Genomic DNA, 14,938 nt, shown 5'->3' with positions numbered 1-14,938 from the left:
GACGGAAACGGGGGAACGGACATGGCGATGCGGAGAACGGTGGGGGCGGCAGTGGCGGCGGTGACCCTTCTGGCCGTGGGGGCAGGTCCGAGCCTCACCCCGGCGGCCGCGGCACCCGCACCGAAGGCGGCGGGGTCGTGCGACGTGCTCGCCACCGGCGCTTCCGCGGTGGCCGAGGCGGCGGTGCGGGCCGCATGCGAACAGATCGGCGTCTGGTACACCTGGGGCGGCGGCCACGGGCCGCAGCCGGGGCCGACGTACGGTCAGGTCGACCCGAGCGACCCGGACAGCGCGCACGACCCGGAGCGGCTTGGCTTCGACTGCTCGGGGCTGGTCCGGTACGCCTATGCCCGCGCGGCCGGCGGCGACCCGCTGGCCGGCAACGCCTACCACCAGTTCAACTCGCCGCAGGTGCAGCGGCGATTCACGGCCGCCGAGGGAACCGCGCCGCTGCTGCCGGGGGATCTCCTGGCCTGGGGGTCAGGGGGCTCCATCCACCACATCGCGATCTACCTGGGCGCAGGGAAGATGGTCGAGGCCCGGGAATCGGGCACCCGGATCACCGTCAGCGACGTGCGGCTGGGCGGGGACTACGCGGGAGCGGTCCGCATCGCCGCGGCGGCGGCCCCCGGCACGTTCAGCACCTGGGGCACGGATGTGTGGACGCACAAGGAGCCGTCCACCGGGAGTCCGCGGGTTCACCGGTTCCCCGGCCCGACCACGGTGCGCATCGATTGCCAGAAGCACGCCGAGTCCGTGACGGCGGAGGGCTACACCAACGACGCCTGGTCCTACCTGCCCGAGTACGGGGCGTGGATCACCAACATCTACATCAAGGGTCCCGCCTGGCTGGACGGCGTACGCACCTGCCCCTGAGCACCACCACCCACCACCCGCCAGGGCTCCGCCTGTCGTACGCGGCCGAACCCCTCGGCGGGTGGTGGCAACGGGAGCCGGCTCAGCTGATCGGTCCGAAGACCTCGGTGCGGTCGAACTCGGCGTTCATGCCGTCCAGCACCGGACCGAGTTGCTTCTCCTCGTACTTGAACGCAGGTCGTGTCCGAGCGGGGCGAGGCAGGCGGTGCCGTTCCACAGCACCGCCTGCAGACATTCTTGGACGGCGCGCACCACTGGGCCCTCGCGCGGCCTGCCGCCGTTCCAGTACGACTGCCGGACGGGGTCGGTGCCCTGCGGGAACCGGAACCAGCGGCGGTCGCTCAGCTCGGCCGGCCGCAGGCTGTCGCGGCGGGCCGGCGGATCGTCGGCGCGCAGGACGACGCCAACCGGATCGGTCCGCAACGCGCGCACCTCCAGGGCGGTTTCGTCGAACGGCGCCCGCGTCAGGGCGACGTCGACCAGTCCCGCGCGCAGCCCGCACGTCGGGTCGCTCAGGTCGGCTTCGCGGATGCGGATGTCGATGCCGGGGTGGCTTCGGCGGTAGGCGGCGGCCGGCTTGGACACGCCCGGGTCGGTGCCGTCGCCCGGGATGCCGATGGTGATGGTCCCTGAGCGGCCGAGACCGCCGGATCGCGCTCAACGCCGTACCCACCGCAGCCGCGGCCGGCTGCCGGCCGAATCTCCTTCCGGGCGGGTGTCGGGACCGATACGCGGTGTCGGTCATCCATCGGCGGCTGCCGGTTCGGTGTCGGCGTCCTGTCGGCGAGGTCCGCCAATGTTCAGGCAACGGCCGGCCAGAACCCGCTGGGCGGCCCCGATTCCCAGGAGCCACCATGCACATGCCCGTCACCATCATCGGAGCCGGACTCGGCGGACTCACTCTGGCCCGTGTCCTGCACCTCCACGGGATCCCGGCCGCGGTCTACGAGGCGGAGTCCTCCCCGACAGAGCGCACGCAGGGCGGGTTGCTCGACATCCATGACTACAACGGACAGCGCGCCCTCCAGGCGGCCGGCCTGATGGACGAGTTCCACGCCATCGTCCTGGAGGGCCGCCAGGCGATGCGGGTCCTCGACCAGGACGGGACCGTCCTGCTCGACAAGGCCGACGACGGCACGGGCGGCCGCCCCGAGGTGTACCGCGGCGAGTTACGGCGGATCCTGCTGGACTCGCTTCCGGCCGGCACCGTCCGGTGGGGGCACAAGGTCAGCAGCACCCGCACCATCAGCCCGGGCCGCCACGAGGTGACGTTCGCCGACGGCGGCGCCGTCGTCACCGGCCTGCTGGTCGGCGCGGACGGCGCCTGGTCACGGGTGCGGCCGCTGCTCTCCGCCGCCACACCCGAGTACGTCGGCACGTCGTACGTCGAGACGTACCTGTACCACGCCGACTCCCGCCACCCGGCCGCCGCGAAGGCTGTCGGTGGCGGGATGCTGATGGTGCCCGCGCCGGGCAGGGAGATCTTCGCTCACCGGGAAAGCGGCGACACCCTGCACACCTACGTGGCGTTGAGCAGGCCGCAGGACTGGTTCGCGGGCATCGACTTCACCGATGCCGCCGCGGCCACCGCGCGGATCGCGGCCGAGTTCGACGGCTGGGCACCGGAACTCACCGCGCTGATCACCGACGGCGACACGGCGCCGGTCCTGCGCCCCCAGTACGCCCTGCCGGCCGGGCACCGGTGGGACCGGGTGCCAGGTGTCACCCTGCTCGGCGACGCCGCCCACCTCGCGCCCCCGAACGGCGAAGGCGCCAACCTGGCCATGTACGACGGCTCCGAACTCGCCAAGGCCCTCGCCGCGCACCCCGACGATGTCGAGACCGCGCTCACCGAGTACGAGGTGGCCATGTTCCCCCGCAGCGCCGAGCCCGCCACCTTCGAGGGTGGAGAGATCCCGGGGATCGACTCCGAGCACAACACCGCCCGGGCCCTGATCAACATGATCACCGAGCAGGGCGTCCAATGAGCCGATGAGGCGCCGGTGCGACACCCCTCCGTCCGCCTCGGCGCCGCGACCGCCGCAGCCCGCACCGTCCGACTCCGAACCCGATCGGCCGGACGAGTCCTAGCCGCGGGGCGGCGTGAGCCAGGTGCCGATGGCGGGCAGTACCTCGGGGCCACTGTCGCGGTCCACCGAGCCGACCAGGTCGGCGATGGTGACGCCTTGCAGGGACGAGCGCCATGCGGTCTCGGCCTTCGCCATCACCTGGGCGATCCCGCAGGGCTTCGTGCACTTCTCGGGCGGGGCTCCCAGCGGGCCCCGCCGGCGGATTTCGGTGCACACGAACGCCGGGTCCGCCCCGTCGACCGCCAGTACGACGTCGAGGACGGTGATCTCGGAGGCCGGCCTCGTGAGCGCGTACCCGCCGGTCTTGCCCTGCACGGAGGTGACCAGACCTGCCCGGGAGAGGGCCTGCATCTGCTTGGCAAGGTAGCTGGCGGAGACGTCGTGCAGCAGTGCCAGCCGGGCGGACGGGACCGGCTCGGACGCCGCGGTCAGCACCACGCAGCAGTGGAGCGCCCACTCGACGCCGCCGGACAGTTTCATGCGTCCTCCCGTTGACTCGGACACATCCTATCCGCGTATGATCTCAGACAAGACTTGTCCGAGTTAACGATTCCATTCACGGAGGACACGGCCATGAAGATCACGGTCATCGGCGGCACCGGGCTGATCGGCTCCAGGCTCGTCACCGCGCTCCGCGGCGCCGGGCACGAGGTCGTCACCGCGTCCCGGTCCGGCGGCGTGGACCTGGTCACCGGCGCAGGGTTGGACGAGGCGCTCGCCGGCGCGCACACGGTCGTCGACGTCACGAACTCGCCCACCTTCGACTCCGCGTCGAGCGACTTCTTCCGCACGACCACGGGGAACCTGCTGGAGGCGGGGGAGCGGGCCGGCGTCCGCCACCAGGTCGCCCTGTCGATCGTCGGCGTCGATCAGGTGCCGCAACTCGACTACTACCGGGCCAAGACGCTCCAGGAGGACCTGCTCAAGCAGGGGGCGATCCCGTACTCGATCGTCCGTGCCACCCAGTTCTTCGAGTTCGTCGACGCGGTCCTTTCCTGGACCTCCGACGACACCACCGTCCGACTGCCTTCCACGCCACTGCGCCCGATCGCGGCGGCCGAAGTGGTCGAAGCCCTGGTCGAGACCGCCACCGGACGCCCGCTGGACGGGACGATCGACATCGCCGGCCCCGAAGTCCTGCCCCTGGACGGGCTCGGCCGCCTCACCCTGTCGGCCCACCGGGACCCCCGCGCGGTCGTCACCGACGAGGGGGCGGGCCCGTTCGCGCTCGTCGAGGGGGACGCGCTGACCGGCGGGCCGGGCGTACGGACCGCCCGCACGCGGTACGAGACCTGGCTCGGAACCCGCTCCTGAAAGCGCGGCCACCGGCAGCACGGTCGGCCGGCCCAGGAACACACCGGAGATGGTCCTGGCCGACAAGGCCTACTCTTCCCGCGCGATCCGCACCTCGCCGGCTCCATGTCGCGGGCATCTTCATCTGGTCGGCCGGATGAGCCGGCGGTGCGGCTACCCTGCCCGGTCGAGCGTGACTTCGATGTCGATCGCAGGGGACCGCCACATCGCGCTCAGGAGCGGGTCCTGGTCGATGAAACGGCGTGTGGCCGCGAGCGCATCCGCTCTGGGCCGGCCGATGGCAGCGTCGTCGAAGCCGCTGTCTCCGCCGATGTGCAGGTCCGCCCAGGCCGGGTCCTCGGCGAAGGATGCCTGGAACTCCACCTTCCAGTACTGGGGCTGCCAGAGAGGATCCTGCCGATCGGCGTCCTCGTTGACCGCCAGCAGTCGTCCAAGGGACAGCGCCGGCCGGTTCCCGTTCCAGTCCCAGACGCCCCACTCGACGATGAAGGCGTCCCCGTCGTCCTCAGGTCCTTCAATGCCCTCGACCGGTACCTGCACGAACTCCTCAAAGGCAGCCCATGCCGCCTCCATGGTGCAGTCCCCGGCGGCGACGCCATGCCGACCCAGTATCTGCTCGAACGCTGCGGCGGTGGACCGCCAGGAGATGGACATGCCGCCAGGCTAGCTGCACCGATCACCCCCCTCCGACCCGGGACGGAGGTCCCCGCTCCGTGATCCACAGGAAACGGCCTGGTCGTCGGCCGACTCGTCGGCCGGCTCGTCGATCGGCTCGTCGATCGGCCAGGCGATCTCCAGGCGGTTGTCCGGGTCGTCCGGTGTCCCGGTCCACCGGCGGTAGACCATCCGGGCCGGGCCCGCGAAGGCGAAGCCGTGCTCGGTGATCCAGTCGGCGACGGCGTCGTACGCGCCGAGGATCTGTGGGAACGAGGCTGCCGCTCCCTCGACCTCCGTGTAGGCGAGGGTGCTCTCGGGCAGCTCGCGCACGATCATGCCCTCGGGCAGGTCCGTGGGCTGCGCGCCGTCCTCCCAGAACGGCAGGCACGCCTCGACGAGCGTCTCGTTCTCGTCGTCGCACACCCCGTGGAAGCGGACGAAGGCAGGCCCGGTGAAGGTGAGCGGGCCGCGGCCGGCGACCGCGTACATTTCCTGGAACGCACCGCGGAGGAAGGCGTCAAGCCGGGAGTTGTCCAGGGTCGCCCCGCGGACGAGGATCCGTTCGGCGGCGCCCTGGCGGACGGTGACGCGGTGGGTCATCTCTGCTCCTTCGGTCAGTCGGCTCAACAAGCTGTGGACCATCGAACGTTGCAGCGCCAGCCGCCGCTCGGCCGCCCACAGACGCGCCTGCAGGGCGGCGACCAGCTCCTCCTCGCCGCCGCCGAGCAGCCGGCGCACCTCCTCGACCGGGATGTCCAGCTGCCGCAGCGCCCTGATCGACTGCGCCGTACGTACCTGGTCACGCCGGAAGTACCGGTAGCCGCTCACCGGATCGACGAATGTCGGCACCAGCACGCCACTGGCGTCGTAGTGTCGAAGCGCGGTGATCGATAGGCCACTGGCCTGCGAGAACTGCCCGATCGGCAGCAGGTTTTTCCTGTCCACGGCTCTGACTGTGCCGTCTCGCGTTACCCGAGAGTCAAGCCCGTCCTCCGATGAGGGCTTCACCGCCATCGCCGAGCTGTGCCCACGCACCCCCGCGCAGCGCAGAGTGGAGGGTGCGGGCGACGGTCCCACGGAGCGCCTCTACCCACTCCCGACCAGCAGGACTTCAACCCCACTGCTTGATCGAGGGCCTGCTCGCGGACAGACTTCGACCCATGAGGTTCACAGGCATGCCCGCCGAAGCGCAGACCACCGGCGCCGAGACGGACCTTTCCAGGCGATGGCAGGCTCACCAGTGAGTACCGCCCTGCCCCACTTCCGCTACCACCCGGACCCCGTCGCGAGCGGGTCCGTCCGCGAGAGCACCGAGACTTGCGCCTGCTGCCATCGCGGTACGGGGTGGATCTACACTGCCACCTTCTACACCACCCAGGATGTCAGCGGGAGCTTCTGCCCCTGGTGCATCGCCAACGGGAGTGCCGCTGAACGGTTCGAAGGTGTGTTCACCGACGCATACGGGCTCGACGGCGTCAGCGAGGAGACCGCGGAGCAGGTCGCCCACCGCACCCCCGGCTTCCGCGCCTGGCAGGATCCGTACTGGCTCGTCCACTGCAACGACGCGGCCGCCTTCATCGGCGAGGTCGGCTACACCGAGTTGGCAGCCCACCCCGAGGCACTCGACCAGCTTCGGCTCGACCTTCGGATGAATGGATGGCACGACGCATCCCAGCTCGAGAATTTCCTGACCGACCTCGGGCACGGGGCAAGCGCCATGCTCTTCCGCTGCACCGTCTGCGGCACGCATCTCGCCTACGCCGACGCTTCATAGCCGCGGTCCACGCCGCAGCGCCGGCAGGCCACGCCGTTCACCTGCAGGAGGGAATTCCCACATGAACCGCATCCGCACAGCCGCAACCGGCCTGGTCGTCCGTGACGGCCACGTCCTGCTCGTCAGAGGGAACTGGCCCCAGCCGGATACCTGGCTGCCGCCCGGCGGTGGACAGAAGCCGGGCGAGGCTCTGCACCGCACGGTCGAGCGGGAGGTACTGGAGGAAACCGGGGTGGCCGTTCGCGCCGGACAGTTGCTGTTCCTACGCGAGCACATCCCCGCCAACCACGAGGACGGCCCAATCGCGAACGACCGTAACCACCGCGTTGACGCGCTGTTCTGGTGCGAGGTCGTTTCCGAGCCGCCCAAGCTGGGCGGCGGTATCCCGGACCCCACCCACACCGGCGTCGAATGGGTGGCACTCGACAAGGTCGGTGGGCTGAGGATGATCCCCCTGTACCTGCGCGACCAGCTCACCGACGTCGCTGCCCAGGCCGCTGCCGGTACCTGGCAGACGAGGTACCTGGGCGACATGGCCTGACCCACGCAGAAGGTGCCACGCCTGCCCCGCCCCGCCGAGCCGGAAGCAGCGACGGACCGTGAACCACCGTGTCGGGGGCCGTGTGACTTCATTTGGGCGGGAGCGTGTCGGCGAAGGCGGTCGCCGTCGTGATCCAGTGGTCGAGAACGGCGTCCTCCACGAGGGCGGGACCGCCGACCGTCACCCAGCCGCGCATCGGGCGTCCGGTGAAGTCCATGGGGCGTGCCTCGGGGCGGGCGAGGGCCTGCTCGGCCCGCTCGGGGCCCACCCGGGCGATGAGTTCGTCGCCGACCACGCCCACGGTCATGTTGCCGTGCAGCAGGAAGGCGAGGCCGCCGAACATCCGCTTCTCGGCGACGTCGGGCCGCTCGCCGAGCTGCTCCCGGATCCGCTGGGCCAGCCCTTCGTCGTACGTCACACGATCCATGGTCCGAGGTGGTCCCACCCGGCACACCTCGGACAGGGGCGGTGCGCCGCTCCGGACGCGGTGGGGGGTGGGCGCGCGGCTCGAGGAGCAGGGCCGTAACCTGCGGCCATGACCGATACCCCGCTGCCGACGCCGCACGAAGCCTTCGACATGCTGCTCGCCGGAAACCGGCGGTTCATCGCCGGCACGGTGGAACACCCCAACCAGGACGCCGCCCGCCGCACCGAGATCGCCCCTGCGCAGAATCCGTTCGCCGCGCTGTTCGGGTGCTCCGATTCCCGCCTGGCCGCCGAGATCATCTTCGACCGGGGGCTGGGTGACTTGTTCGTGGTCCGCACCGCAGGCCATGTCATGGGTCCCGAAGTGCTCGGCAGCATCGAATACGCCGTGAGCGTGCTCGGCGCACCCTTGGTCATCGTACTCGGTCACGACGCGTGCGGCGCCGTCGCGGCCACCCGCTTGGCCGTCCAAGAGGGCACCACCGCCCCCGGCTACGTGCGGGACGTGATCGAGCGCGTGACGCCCAGCGTGCTGGCCGCTCGTGCGGCCGGACACGCCAAGGACGAGGAGTTCATAGCCGAGCACATCCGGCACACCGTCGACCTGCTCCTGGACCGCTCCCGGATCCTGGCACAGGCCGTCGAGGAGGGCCGGGCGGCCGTGGTGGGCCTGTCCTACCGGCTGGCCGACGGCGCCGCCCACCCGGTCGTCACTCGCGGCCTCGACCTGCCGGAGGACGCGGCGGCCTGATCCTTCCCTGCTCAGCGTTCCCGGAGCCGGGGAACGACCTTGCGGATCTGGTCGGCGCTGATCGCGCCGGCCCGCAACAGCAGCGGGGCCTCACCGGTGACGTCCACGATCGAGGACGGCAGGGCGGCAGCGGTGGGGCCGCCGTCGAGATAGACGCTCACCGCGTCACCGAGCATGCCTCGCGCGGCGTCGCAGTCCTGCGGGGAGGCCTGTCCGGTGAGGTTGGCGCTGGACACGGCCATCGGCCCGGTGTCGGTGAGCAGATCCAGGGCCACCTGATGGGCCGGCATCCGGATCGCCACCGTTCCGTGCGTCTCGCCGAGGTCCCATTCGAGCGACGGCTCGTGGCGGGCGACCAGCGTCAGCCCACCCGGCCAGAAGACGTCCATGAGCAGGCGGGCCTGCTCGCTCAGGCCGGTGACCAGCCCGTCCAAGGAGTCGGCCGAGGCGACCAGGACCGGCGAGGGCATGGCCCTGCCCCGGCCCTTGGCGGCGAGGAGCCTGGCGACGGCCGCCGCGCTGAACGCGTCGGCGCCCAGGCCGTAGACCGTGTCCGTGGGCAGCACCACCAGTTCGCCACGGCGCACGGCATCGGCGGCCGCACGCAGCCCCTCGCCGCGCCCGGACGGACCCGAGCAGTCGAAACGACGGGACATTCCTGCACTCCCACCCATAGGGGATACCGTCCACTCCCTTGGCCGGCCACACCCTTGCCGGTGTGCCCGAGCACGTCACGCTACCCCGGGCTCTCCAACAGGCGGGGACACCTCCCCCAAAGGGTGAACGCGGATCGCCGGTACCCCGGCATGGTGTGGTGGTCGTCCGCGGGCCGGGGTCAAAACAAGGACGCGTCCAGAGGGCCGGCATTCCATGCCCTGCCGGGGGCCGGCACACCGGGTGGGGACGCCGGCCCGAGAACCTCGGCCGTGCACCGGGTGGCGAGGCTGTGCCAGTGGCGGGCGTGGCGGATCATCGTATGGCGTCCGCCGGGCATGCGGATGCCGCGGACGCGGGCCCCGGCGGCATCGGCACGGCGGAGGTAGGCCCAGGTGTCGGTGGCCGATGTGATCCGGTCGGCCTCGTCGTGCAGGGCGATGACCGTGCGGCCGGCCAGGTGGCCGACCGGTTCGCCGGGAGGGCACCAGGGGGCGAGGGCGACGACGCCCCGCACCCGCGGATCGTCCGCGGCACGCAGGGCTGCGCGGGCGCCCATGGAGTGTCCGAGAAGAACCACGGGAAGGGGGCCGGCCAGGTCGTCGAGTTCGGCCAGGGCGCGGCGGGTGTCCGTGACGGGGTCGGCGCGCTCCCCGTTCCAGCCGCGAGTCCGGTAGCGGACGAACCCGATGAGGACGTCCGCGTGGCGCGGGTCCTCGCGCAGCGCGCGGGCGAACGCCCTCATCCGCAGGCCCGGCAGGTTGAGGGCGGGCGGGGGCGCGAGGGAGTCGGCCCGGCCGCCGTGCAGCAGCAGTACCGCCCCGGCAGCGGGCCGGAACCGGGGCTCGGGCAGCCACAGAGCACCGGGCGCACCGCTGTGATCGGGTTCGCTCATCGGGTGCCCTCCGGCCGGTCGTGCGTGGGTGTGCGTGGCGGTCGAGGGATGAATCCGCTGGTGCGGGCGGCGTATTCGGCGTAGCCGGGGCGGTCCGCCATGTGCTTCTCCAGGAGGCGCTTGCCGCTTCCGACGGTGAGCAGCAGGGTCATGAGGACCGGGGAGACCAGGACGGCGAGGGCGGGCTGCCAGGCGGTGCAGGCGAGCAGGTACAGGCCCCACCACACGAGGCTGTCCCCGAAGTAGTTGGGGTGCCGGGTCCAGGCCCACAGCCCCCGGTCCATGATCCGGCCCCGGTTGGCGGGATCCTCCTTGAAGCGTGCCAACTGGTGGTCGCCGATGGCCTCGAAGGCGAGGCCGAGCGCCCACACCGCGATCCCGCAGAAGGCCAGGGGGCCCAGCGGTTCCGAGCTGTAGGAGGCGGCCTGGACGGGCAGGGAGATCAGCCAGACGAGGGCGGCCTGGCCGAGGTAGACGGTGCGCAGCGCGTACAGGGTCCGGTTGCCGGGGGCCTTGTCGAGGAGGGCGGTGTAGCGCGGGTCCTCGCCGTGGCCGCGGGAGCGCCGTGCGATGTGGGCCGCGAGCCGCAGCCCCCAGAGGACCGTCGCAGCGGCGACGAGCAGGCGCCGGGCGTCGTCGCCGTGGCCGGCGGAGAGCAGCCAGGTCACGGCGGCCACCGCGCTGAAGGCGAGACCCCAGGCGATGTCGACGATGCGGTGCGGGCCCCGGCGCACGGCGACGGCGAACGTGGCGATCAGCACCGCACCTGCCGTGGCCGCGGTGACGGCGAGGTTCGCGGCGAGTGCGCCCCAGTCGGTGGCGTCGGCGCCGTTCACGACGGCCTCACCGGCGGGTACCAGTCGGCGGGGGTGGCCGGCATGGCCGACGCCCCTTCGCGGGTGGGTCGTACGGCGAGGATCTGGTCGACGCCCATGCGGCGTTCGGCGAACGCCAGTGATGCCCCGGCCAGGTAGAGGCGCCACACCCGTGCGGTGGTCTGCCCGACGAGGTCCGCGACATCGCTCCAACGGCGTTCGAGGGTGGCGCGCCAGGCGTCGATGGTGGACGCGCTGTGCAGCGGGCCGGTCAGCCGCGCTCGCCCGTCGGGGCGCTGCGGCGGTGGCCCGGCGGCGCCGAGGCGTACGGCGAGGGAGGCGGCCGCGGCCAGGGAGGCAGGCCGGGGGCGGACCGGGGGCCGGTCGCGGACGGCCCGGCCGGCCCGGGACAGGGCGTCGGCGAGGTCGCCTTCCACGTCGAGTTCGCCGGTGACGTAGGCCTCGGCGAGGCCGAGTTCGCCCGGCTGCCACAGCATGCGGCGCAGGACCCCGGGTGAGCGGAGCACGACGAGGGGGGCGTCCGCAGGGCCGGCCTGGCTGCCGTCCCAGGCGCGCAGGCGCACCGGGAGGGGGCCGGGGAGGAAGTGACCCAGGAGCTCGGCGAGACGGTCGGCGGCGGGCCTCATGCGCGGGTCCCTTCGGTCAGGAGCAGTTGGCGGACGTCGAGGTAGCGGGAGCGGAATCCGGCTTCCGAGTAGGCGAGGTAGAACTCCCACATGCGCTGGAAGACGGTGTCGAAGCCGAGTGCGGTGACGGCCGGGCGGTTGGCCGTGAAGCGTTCGCGCCACAGACGCAGGGTCTCCGCGTAGTGCCGGCCGTAGCCGTGATCGACGACGGTGCTCAGGCCGGCGGCGGCGGATTGCTCGGCGATGGCCCTGCGGGAGGGGATCAGGCCGCCGGGGAAGACGTACTTGCTGATGAAGGTGTGGGTGGCGGCGGTGTGGAGCATCTGGCGGTGGCCCATGGTGATGGCCTGTAGGGCGATCCTGCCGCCGGGGGCGAGCGCGCGGCGCAGCGCGGTGAAGTAGGACGGCCAGTACTCGGCGCCGACCGCCTCGATCATCTCGACGCTGATCACGGCGTCGTGGCGGCCTTCGGCGTCGCGGTAGTCGCGCAGTTGGACGTCCACCCGGTCGGCGAATCCGGCCGCGCCGATGCGTTCGCGCGCGAGGGCGGCCTGCTCGGCGGAGAGGGTCAGGGTGGTGACCCGGGCGCCACGCGCGGCGGCCCGCAGCGCGAGCTCGCCCCAGCCGGTACCGATCTCCAGCAGCCGCGTGCCCTCTTCGACCCCGGCGAGGTCCAGGAGCCGGTCCGTCTTCCGGTGCTGAGCGGACGCCAGGGACGCGGACCGGGCGGGGAAACCGGAGAAGACGGCGGAGGAGTAGGTGAGGGTGGGGTCGAGGAACGCGGCGAACAGGTCGTTGGACAGGTCGTAGTGCCGCTGGATGTTGTCGCGGGCTCCGGCCCGGGTGTTCCGGTCGGCGCCGGGGCGGGCGGACACCCACAGGCCGCGGAGCCGGCGCAGCGGAGCCGGCACCAGCTCGTCGACGTGTGCGGCGAGGACGGTCAGCACGCCGGCCAGGTCGTCGCTGTCCCATTCGCCGGCCATGTAGGACTCGCCGAAGCCGATCAGGCCGTGGCGGCCGATCCGCCGCCGGAAGGCGTCCGGGTCGTGCAGGGTCAGCCGCGGCCCGGCGGCGGTCGCGCCGGTGCCACCCGCGGGCGCGGTCAGCGCCAGCCGGTCCAGGGCACGGCCCACCAGGTACCCGGCGACGGCGGTCCTGCCGGGTGCGGGCGACGGCAGCCGGGCCACGTCCGGCCAGCGGCCCGCGTCGACGTCCGCACGGCGGACGGCCGGGGCAACGGAACCGGTCTCTTGGGCCGCTTGCGGATTCCGCCGCGTCTTCGCCTGAGGCGGGATCCCGGCGGCGAGGCCGTGGGAGGTGGTGGCGGGCTGGGTCACGACAGCGTGCCTTTCTGCGGGGTGGACCGGGGACGGGGTTGTACGGGCAGGCCGCGCAGCAGCAGGTGGATGCCGTGGCGGCGGATGCCGGCCCAGACCGCGGCGGTCGACCACGGCCTGCGGACGGCGGCGGACAGCAGGGCGGGCACGGTGGCGGTCCGGCGCCGGCCCCGGACGACGGCGGTGAACGCCCGGCCGTGTTCGTTCTCCAGGTGCACGGTCAGCCGCAGCCGGTCTCCCGGGAGCGGCAGCCGCATCAGGTAGCGGCCTTCGACAGGGAAGAACGGCGAGACGTAGAACTCCTTGTCCACCTCGGCCTCGCCGGTGTCATCCGTCCGCAGCAGGTAGCAGTGGCGCTGCCCGTAGGTGTTGTGGACCTCGGCCACGACGCACACCAGGGCACCGGAGGCGTCGTGGCACCAGTACACGCTGAGCGGGTTGAAGACGAACCCGAACACCCGGGCGTGCGCCAGCATCGTCACGCGGCCACCGCCCAGGTCGATGCCGCGGGCGGCGAGGAAGGCGTCGAGTCCGGCACGGATGGAGCCCGCACCGCCGGTGAAGTGGTCGCGGGCGTCGAACCGGGCGAGCGGGCGCACCGGCAGGGGCAGCACCGGCAGCCGGTCGAGGTCCACGCACCACAGGTAGGTGCGGTGCCGGAAGGAGTGGCGCAGCGGTGTGCTGCGCGCATGCGCGATCACGCACTCGTACAGGGCCGCGGTTCCTTCGGTACGGGTCACCAGCGCACCCCCAGGGACCGGGCGGCCCGCACGCCGGAGCGGCAGCCGTCCTCGTGGAAGCCCCAGCCGTGCCAGGCCCCGGCATAGGCGGTCACGCCCGTGTTGAGACGGGGCAGTTCCCGCTGCGCGGCGACCGAGGCGGGGGTGTACACCGGGTGCTCGTAGACCATCCGCTCCACCACGCGGTCCGCGGCGATGCAGTCCTCCGAGCCCAGGGTGACGACGTAGTCGGCGCCCTCGGGCAGGCGCTGGAGGCGCCGCATGTCGTAGCTGACGCGGACGGGGTCAGCCGAGGGGTCACAGCCGGTCATGCGGTAGTTCCAGGAGGCGCGGGCGCGCGGCGAGCGGGGCAGCATCCGGGTGTCGGTGTGGAGCACGGTGGGGTTGCGCGAGTACGCGAAGGCGCCGAGGAGCAGCTGCTCGTCCTCGGTGGCGTCCGCGAGCAGGCGCAGTGCCTGGTCGGGGTGGGTGGCGATCACCACGGCGTCGTGGGTGTCGGTGCCGCCGTCCCGGGTGGTGACCAGAACGCCCCGGTCGGTGCGGCGGACCGCGTCGACGGGGCTGGAGGTGTGGACGCGCTGCACGCGCTTGGCCGCGGCGGCGACGTACGCGGCGGAGCCGCCGGTGACGGTCTTCCATTGCGGCGAGCCGGTCACGGACAGCAGGCCGTGGTGGTGCAGGAAGGAGAACAGGTAGACGGCCGGGTAGGACAGGGCGGTGCGCGCGGGGCAGGACCACACCGCGGCGACCAGAGGGAGGGCGAAGTGACCGATGAAGTAGGAGGAGAAGCCGCCCTCGCGCAGGAAGTCCCCGAAGGTGATGTCCGCGCGGGTCCCGCGCGCGAGCAGGCGACGGGCACCGCGGTGGAAGACCGGCACCTCGGCCAACAGGCGCAGGTGGCGGGGGTGCAGAGCCGCCCGGGAAGCGAACAGCCCGCCCGGGCCCCGGGCCCCGGCGTACTCCAGACCGCAGCCGTCGCACCGAACCGACATGCTCATCTCGGCGTCCTGCGTGCCGACCCCCAGCTCACGGAACAGCCTCAGCAGGGTCGGGTAGGTGCGCTCGTTGTGCACGATGAACCCCGAGTCCACGCCGATCGCCCGCCCGCCGGGGCCGGCTGTCTCGTGGGTGTGGGCGTGGCCGCCGAGCCGCGCGTCCGCCTCGTAGAGGGTGACCTCGCACGAGGACGACAGGACGTAGGCGGCGGTCAGCCCCGCCACCCCCGCACCGACAACGGCCACTTTCCGGTCCTCCACCACAACCGCTCCCGCCACTCGACACGCCCCCGGCTGCTGCGTTTCACCCTTCATTCGCAGCGGCGGGGCGGACGGATTGGGTCGATGACGGGATTGATGGCGGGATGGCGGTTCAGGTGGTCATACGGGGGAGTCGTGTGGTCAGGGTGGCGGAGGGAGGACGGT

General features: G+C 72.3%; 17 protein-coding genes and 1 pseudogene. 6 read left to right on the top strand and 12 right to left on the bottom strand.

From position 1 onward, the window contains the following. The first annotated feature begins 21 nt into the window (after window positions 1–21). The gene (locus ACIQ5Y_RS01640; protein WP_403873829.1) at window positions 22–876 is read left to right on the top strand and encodes a C40 family peptidase; all 855 of its coding nucleotides are present in this window, start codon (window positions 22–24) and stop codon (window positions 874–876) included. 174 nt (window positions 877–1,050) lie between these two features. Here ACIQ5Y_RS01640 and ACIQ5Y_RS01635 read toward each other — a convergent pair. Next, window positions 1,051–1,503 (bottom strand): annotated as a pseudogene (locus tag ACIQ5Y_RS01635) (LysR family transcriptional regulator substrate-binding protein); the annotation flags it as partial. Window positions 1,504–1,730: 227 nt separating this feature from the next. Here ACIQ5Y_RS01635 and ACIQ5Y_RS01630 point away from each other — a divergent pair. Next, window positions 1,731–2,864, top strand: coding sequence for an FAD-dependent oxidoreductase (locus ACIQ5Y_RS01630; protein ID WP_403873826.1), 1,134 nt, complete (start codon window positions 1,731–1,733; stop codon window positions 2,862–2,864). A gap of 99 nt (window positions 2,865–2,963) precedes the next feature. On the opposite strand, the gene ACIQ5Y_RS01625 is transcribed toward ACIQ5Y_RS01630, so the two are convergent. Further along, on the bottom strand, window positions 2,964–3,446 hold the full coding sequence (locus tag ACIQ5Y_RS01625; RefSeq protein WP_403873824.1) for an RrF2 family transcriptional regulator: 483 nt from the start codon (window positions 3,444–3,446) through the stop codon (window positions 2,964–2,966). Window positions 3,447–3,539: 93 nt separating this feature from the next. On the opposite strand from ACIQ5Y_RS01625, the gene ACIQ5Y_RS01620 reads away from it, so the two are divergent. Beyond that, window positions 3,540–4,280, top strand: coding sequence for an SDR family oxidoreductase (locus tag ACIQ5Y_RS01620; RefSeq protein WP_403873821.1), 741 nt, complete (start codon window positions 3,540–3,542; stop codon window positions 4,278–4,280). A 153-nt stretch (window positions 4,281–4,433) separates the two neighbouring features. On the opposite strand, the gene ACIQ5Y_RS01615 is transcribed toward ACIQ5Y_RS01620, so the two are convergent. Together ACIQ5Y_RS01615 and ACIQ5Y_RS01610 are read right to left on the bottom strand one after the other, a co-directional pair. Further along, window positions 4,434–4,934 (bottom strand): hypothetical protein, encoded by a 501-nt coding sequence (locus ACIQ5Y_RS01615; protein ID WP_403873818.1) that lies wholly within the window; start codon window positions 4,932–4,934, stop codon window positions 4,434–4,436. A 9-nt stretch (window positions 4,935–4,943) separates the two neighbouring features. Next, a complete protein-coding gene (locus ACIQ5Y_RS01610) occupies window positions 4,944–5,882 on the bottom strand; it encodes a MerR family transcriptional regulator (RefSeq protein WP_403873815.1) in 939 nt (312 codons plus the stop codon). 280 nt (window positions 5,883–6,162) lie between these two features. On the opposite strand from ACIQ5Y_RS01610, the gene ACIQ5Y_RS01605 reads away from it, so the two are divergent. Both ACIQ5Y_RS01605 and ACIQ5Y_RS01600 read left to right on the top strand, forming a co-directional pair. Continuing rightward, window positions 6,163–6,711: a CbrC family protein gene (locus ACIQ5Y_RS01605; protein WP_403873812.1), complete on the top strand. Its 549-nt coding sequence runs from the start codon at window positions 6,163–6,165 to the stop codon at window positions 6,709–6,711. A gap of 61 nt (window positions 6,712–6,772) precedes the next feature. After that, entirely contained in the window at window positions 6,773–7,252 is a 480-nt protein-coding gene (locus tag ACIQ5Y_RS01600; RefSeq protein ID WP_403873809.1) for an NUDIX domain-containing protein, read from the top strand. An 88-nt stretch (window positions 7,253–7,340) separates the two neighbouring features. Here ACIQ5Y_RS01600 and ACIQ5Y_RS01595 read toward each other — a convergent pair whose 3' ends face one another. After that, the gene (locus ACIQ5Y_RS01595) at window positions 7,341–7,679 is read right to left on the bottom strand and encodes a TfoX/Sxy family protein (protein WP_403873806.1); all 339 of its coding nucleotides are present in this window, start codon (window positions 7,677–7,679) and stop codon (window positions 7,341–7,343) included. 108 nt (window positions 7,680–7,787) lie between these two features. On the opposite strand from ACIQ5Y_RS01595, the gene ACIQ5Y_RS01590 reads away from it, so the two are divergent. Beyond that, the gene (locus tag ACIQ5Y_RS01590; RefSeq protein ID WP_403873803.1) at window positions 7,788–8,429 is read left to right on the top strand and encodes a carbonic anhydrase; all 642 of its coding nucleotides are present in this window, start codon (window positions 7,788–7,790) and stop codon (window positions 8,427–8,429) included. An 11-nt stretch (window positions 8,430–8,440) separates the two neighbouring features. On the opposite strand, the gene ACIQ5Y_RS01585 is transcribed toward ACIQ5Y_RS01590, so the two are convergent. From ACIQ5Y_RS01585 to ACIQ5Y_RS01555, 7 genes are all read right to left on the bottom strand, one after another. Next, entirely contained in the window at window positions 8,441–9,085 is a 645-nt protein-coding gene (locus ACIQ5Y_RS01585) for an L-threonylcarbamoyladenylate synthase (protein WP_403873800.1), read from the bottom strand. A gap of 179 nt (window positions 9,086–9,264) precedes the next feature. After that, the gene (locus tag ACIQ5Y_RS01580; protein WP_403873797.1) at window positions 9,265–9,978 is read right to left on the bottom strand and encodes an alpha/beta hydrolase; all 714 of its coding nucleotides are present in this window, start codon (window positions 9,976–9,978) and stop codon (window positions 9,265–9,267) included. Beyond that, the gene (locus tag ACIQ5Y_RS01575) at window positions 9,975–10,814 is read right to left on the bottom strand and encodes a DUF1295 domain-containing protein (protein WP_403873794.1); all 840 of its coding nucleotides are present in this window, start codon (window positions 10,812–10,814) and stop codon (window positions 9,975–9,977) included. Before ACIQ5Y_RS01575 ends, ACIQ5Y_RS01580 begins: the two co-directional genes overlap by 4 nt. Continuing rightward, entirely contained in the window at window positions 10,811–11,440 is a 630-nt protein-coding gene (locus ACIQ5Y_RS01570) for a class I SAM-dependent methyltransferase (RefSeq protein WP_403873792.1), read from the bottom strand. Before ACIQ5Y_RS01570 ends, ACIQ5Y_RS01575 begins: the two co-directional genes overlap by 4 nt. Next, window positions 11,437–12,777, bottom strand: coding sequence for a class I SAM-dependent methyltransferase (locus ACIQ5Y_RS01565; RefSeq protein ID WP_403873789.1), 1,341 nt, complete (start codon window positions 12,775–12,777; stop codon window positions 11,437–11,439). The genes ACIQ5Y_RS01570 and ACIQ5Y_RS01565 overlap by 4 nt, the downstream gene beginning before the upstream one ends. Then, on the bottom strand, window positions 12,774–13,517 hold the full coding sequence (locus ACIQ5Y_RS01560; protein WP_403873787.1) for a DUF1365 domain-containing protein: 744 nt from the start codon (window positions 13,515–13,517) through the stop codon (window positions 12,774–12,776). Before ACIQ5Y_RS01560 ends, ACIQ5Y_RS01565 begins: the two co-directional genes overlap by 4 nt. Further along, the gene (locus tag ACIQ5Y_RS01555; RefSeq protein ID WP_403873784.1) at window positions 13,514–14,827 is read right to left on the bottom strand and encodes an NAD(P)/FAD-dependent oxidoreductase; all 1,314 of its coding nucleotides are present in this window, start codon (window positions 14,825–14,827) and stop codon (window positions 13,514–13,516) included. Before ACIQ5Y_RS01555 ends, ACIQ5Y_RS01560 begins: the two co-directional genes overlap by 4 nt. Window positions 14,828–14,938 lie beyond the last annotated feature (111 nt).

Origin of the sequence: Streptomyces sp. NPDC096339 (assembly GCF_044762985.1) — a bacterium.
Lineage (GTDB): Bacteria > Actinomycetota > Actinomycetes > Streptomycetales > Streptomycetaceae > Streptomyces.
This window is presented reverse-complemented; position numbering and strand designations above follow the sequence as displayed.

Coding starts and splice junctions, on each gene's coding strand:
- ACIQ5Y_RS01580 (WP_403873797.1), bottom strand. CDS start 9,978: ATGAGCGAACCCGATCACAGCGGTGCGCCCGGTGCTCTGTGGCTGCCC.
- ACIQ5Y_RS01590 (WP_403873803.1), top strand. CDS start 7,788: ATGACCGATACCCCGCTGCCGACGCCGCACGAAGCCTTCGACATGCTG.
- ACIQ5Y_RS01640 (WP_403873829.1), top strand. CDS start 22: ATGGCGATGCGGAGAACGGTGGGGGCGGCAGTGGCGGCGGTGACCCTT.
- ACIQ5Y_RS01620 (WP_403873821.1), top strand. CDS start 3,540: ATGAAGATCACGGTCATCGGCGGCACCGGGCTGATCGGCTCCAGGCTC.
- ACIQ5Y_RS01585 (WP_403873800.1), bottom strand. CDS start 9,085: ATGTCCCGTCGTTTCGACTGCTCGGGTCCGTCCGGGCGCGGCGAGGGG.
- ACIQ5Y_RS01630 (WP_403873826.1), top strand. CDS start 1,731: ATGCACATGCCCGTCACCATCATCGGAGCCGGACTCGGCGGACTCACT.
- ACIQ5Y_RS01625 (WP_403873824.1), bottom strand. CDS start 3,446: ATGAAACTGTCCGGCGGCGTCGAGTGGGCGCTCCACTGCTGCGTGGTG.
- ACIQ5Y_RS01605 (WP_403873812.1), top strand. CDS start 6,163: ATGGCAGGCTCACCAGTGAGTACCGCCCTGCCCCACTTCCGCTACCAC.
- ACIQ5Y_RS01595 (WP_403873806.1), bottom strand. CDS start 7,679: ATGGATCGTGTGACGTACGACGAAGGGCTGGCCCAGCGGATCCGGGAG.
- ACIQ5Y_RS01555 (WP_403873784.1), bottom strand. CDS start 14,827: ATGAAGGGTGAAACGCAGCAGCCGGGGGCGTGTCGAGTGGCGGGAGCG.
- ACIQ5Y_RS01600 (WP_403873809.1), top strand. CDS start 6,773: ATGAACCGCATCCGCACAGCCGCAACCGGCCTGGTCGTCCGTGACGGC.
- ACIQ5Y_RS01570 (WP_403873792.1), bottom strand. CDS start 11,440: ATGAGGCCCGCCGCCGACCGTCTCGCCGAGCTCCTGGGTCACTTCCTC.
- ACIQ5Y_RS01615 (WP_403873818.1), bottom strand. CDS start 4,934: ATGTCCATCTCCTGGCGGTCCACCGCCGCAGCGTTCGAGCAGATACTG.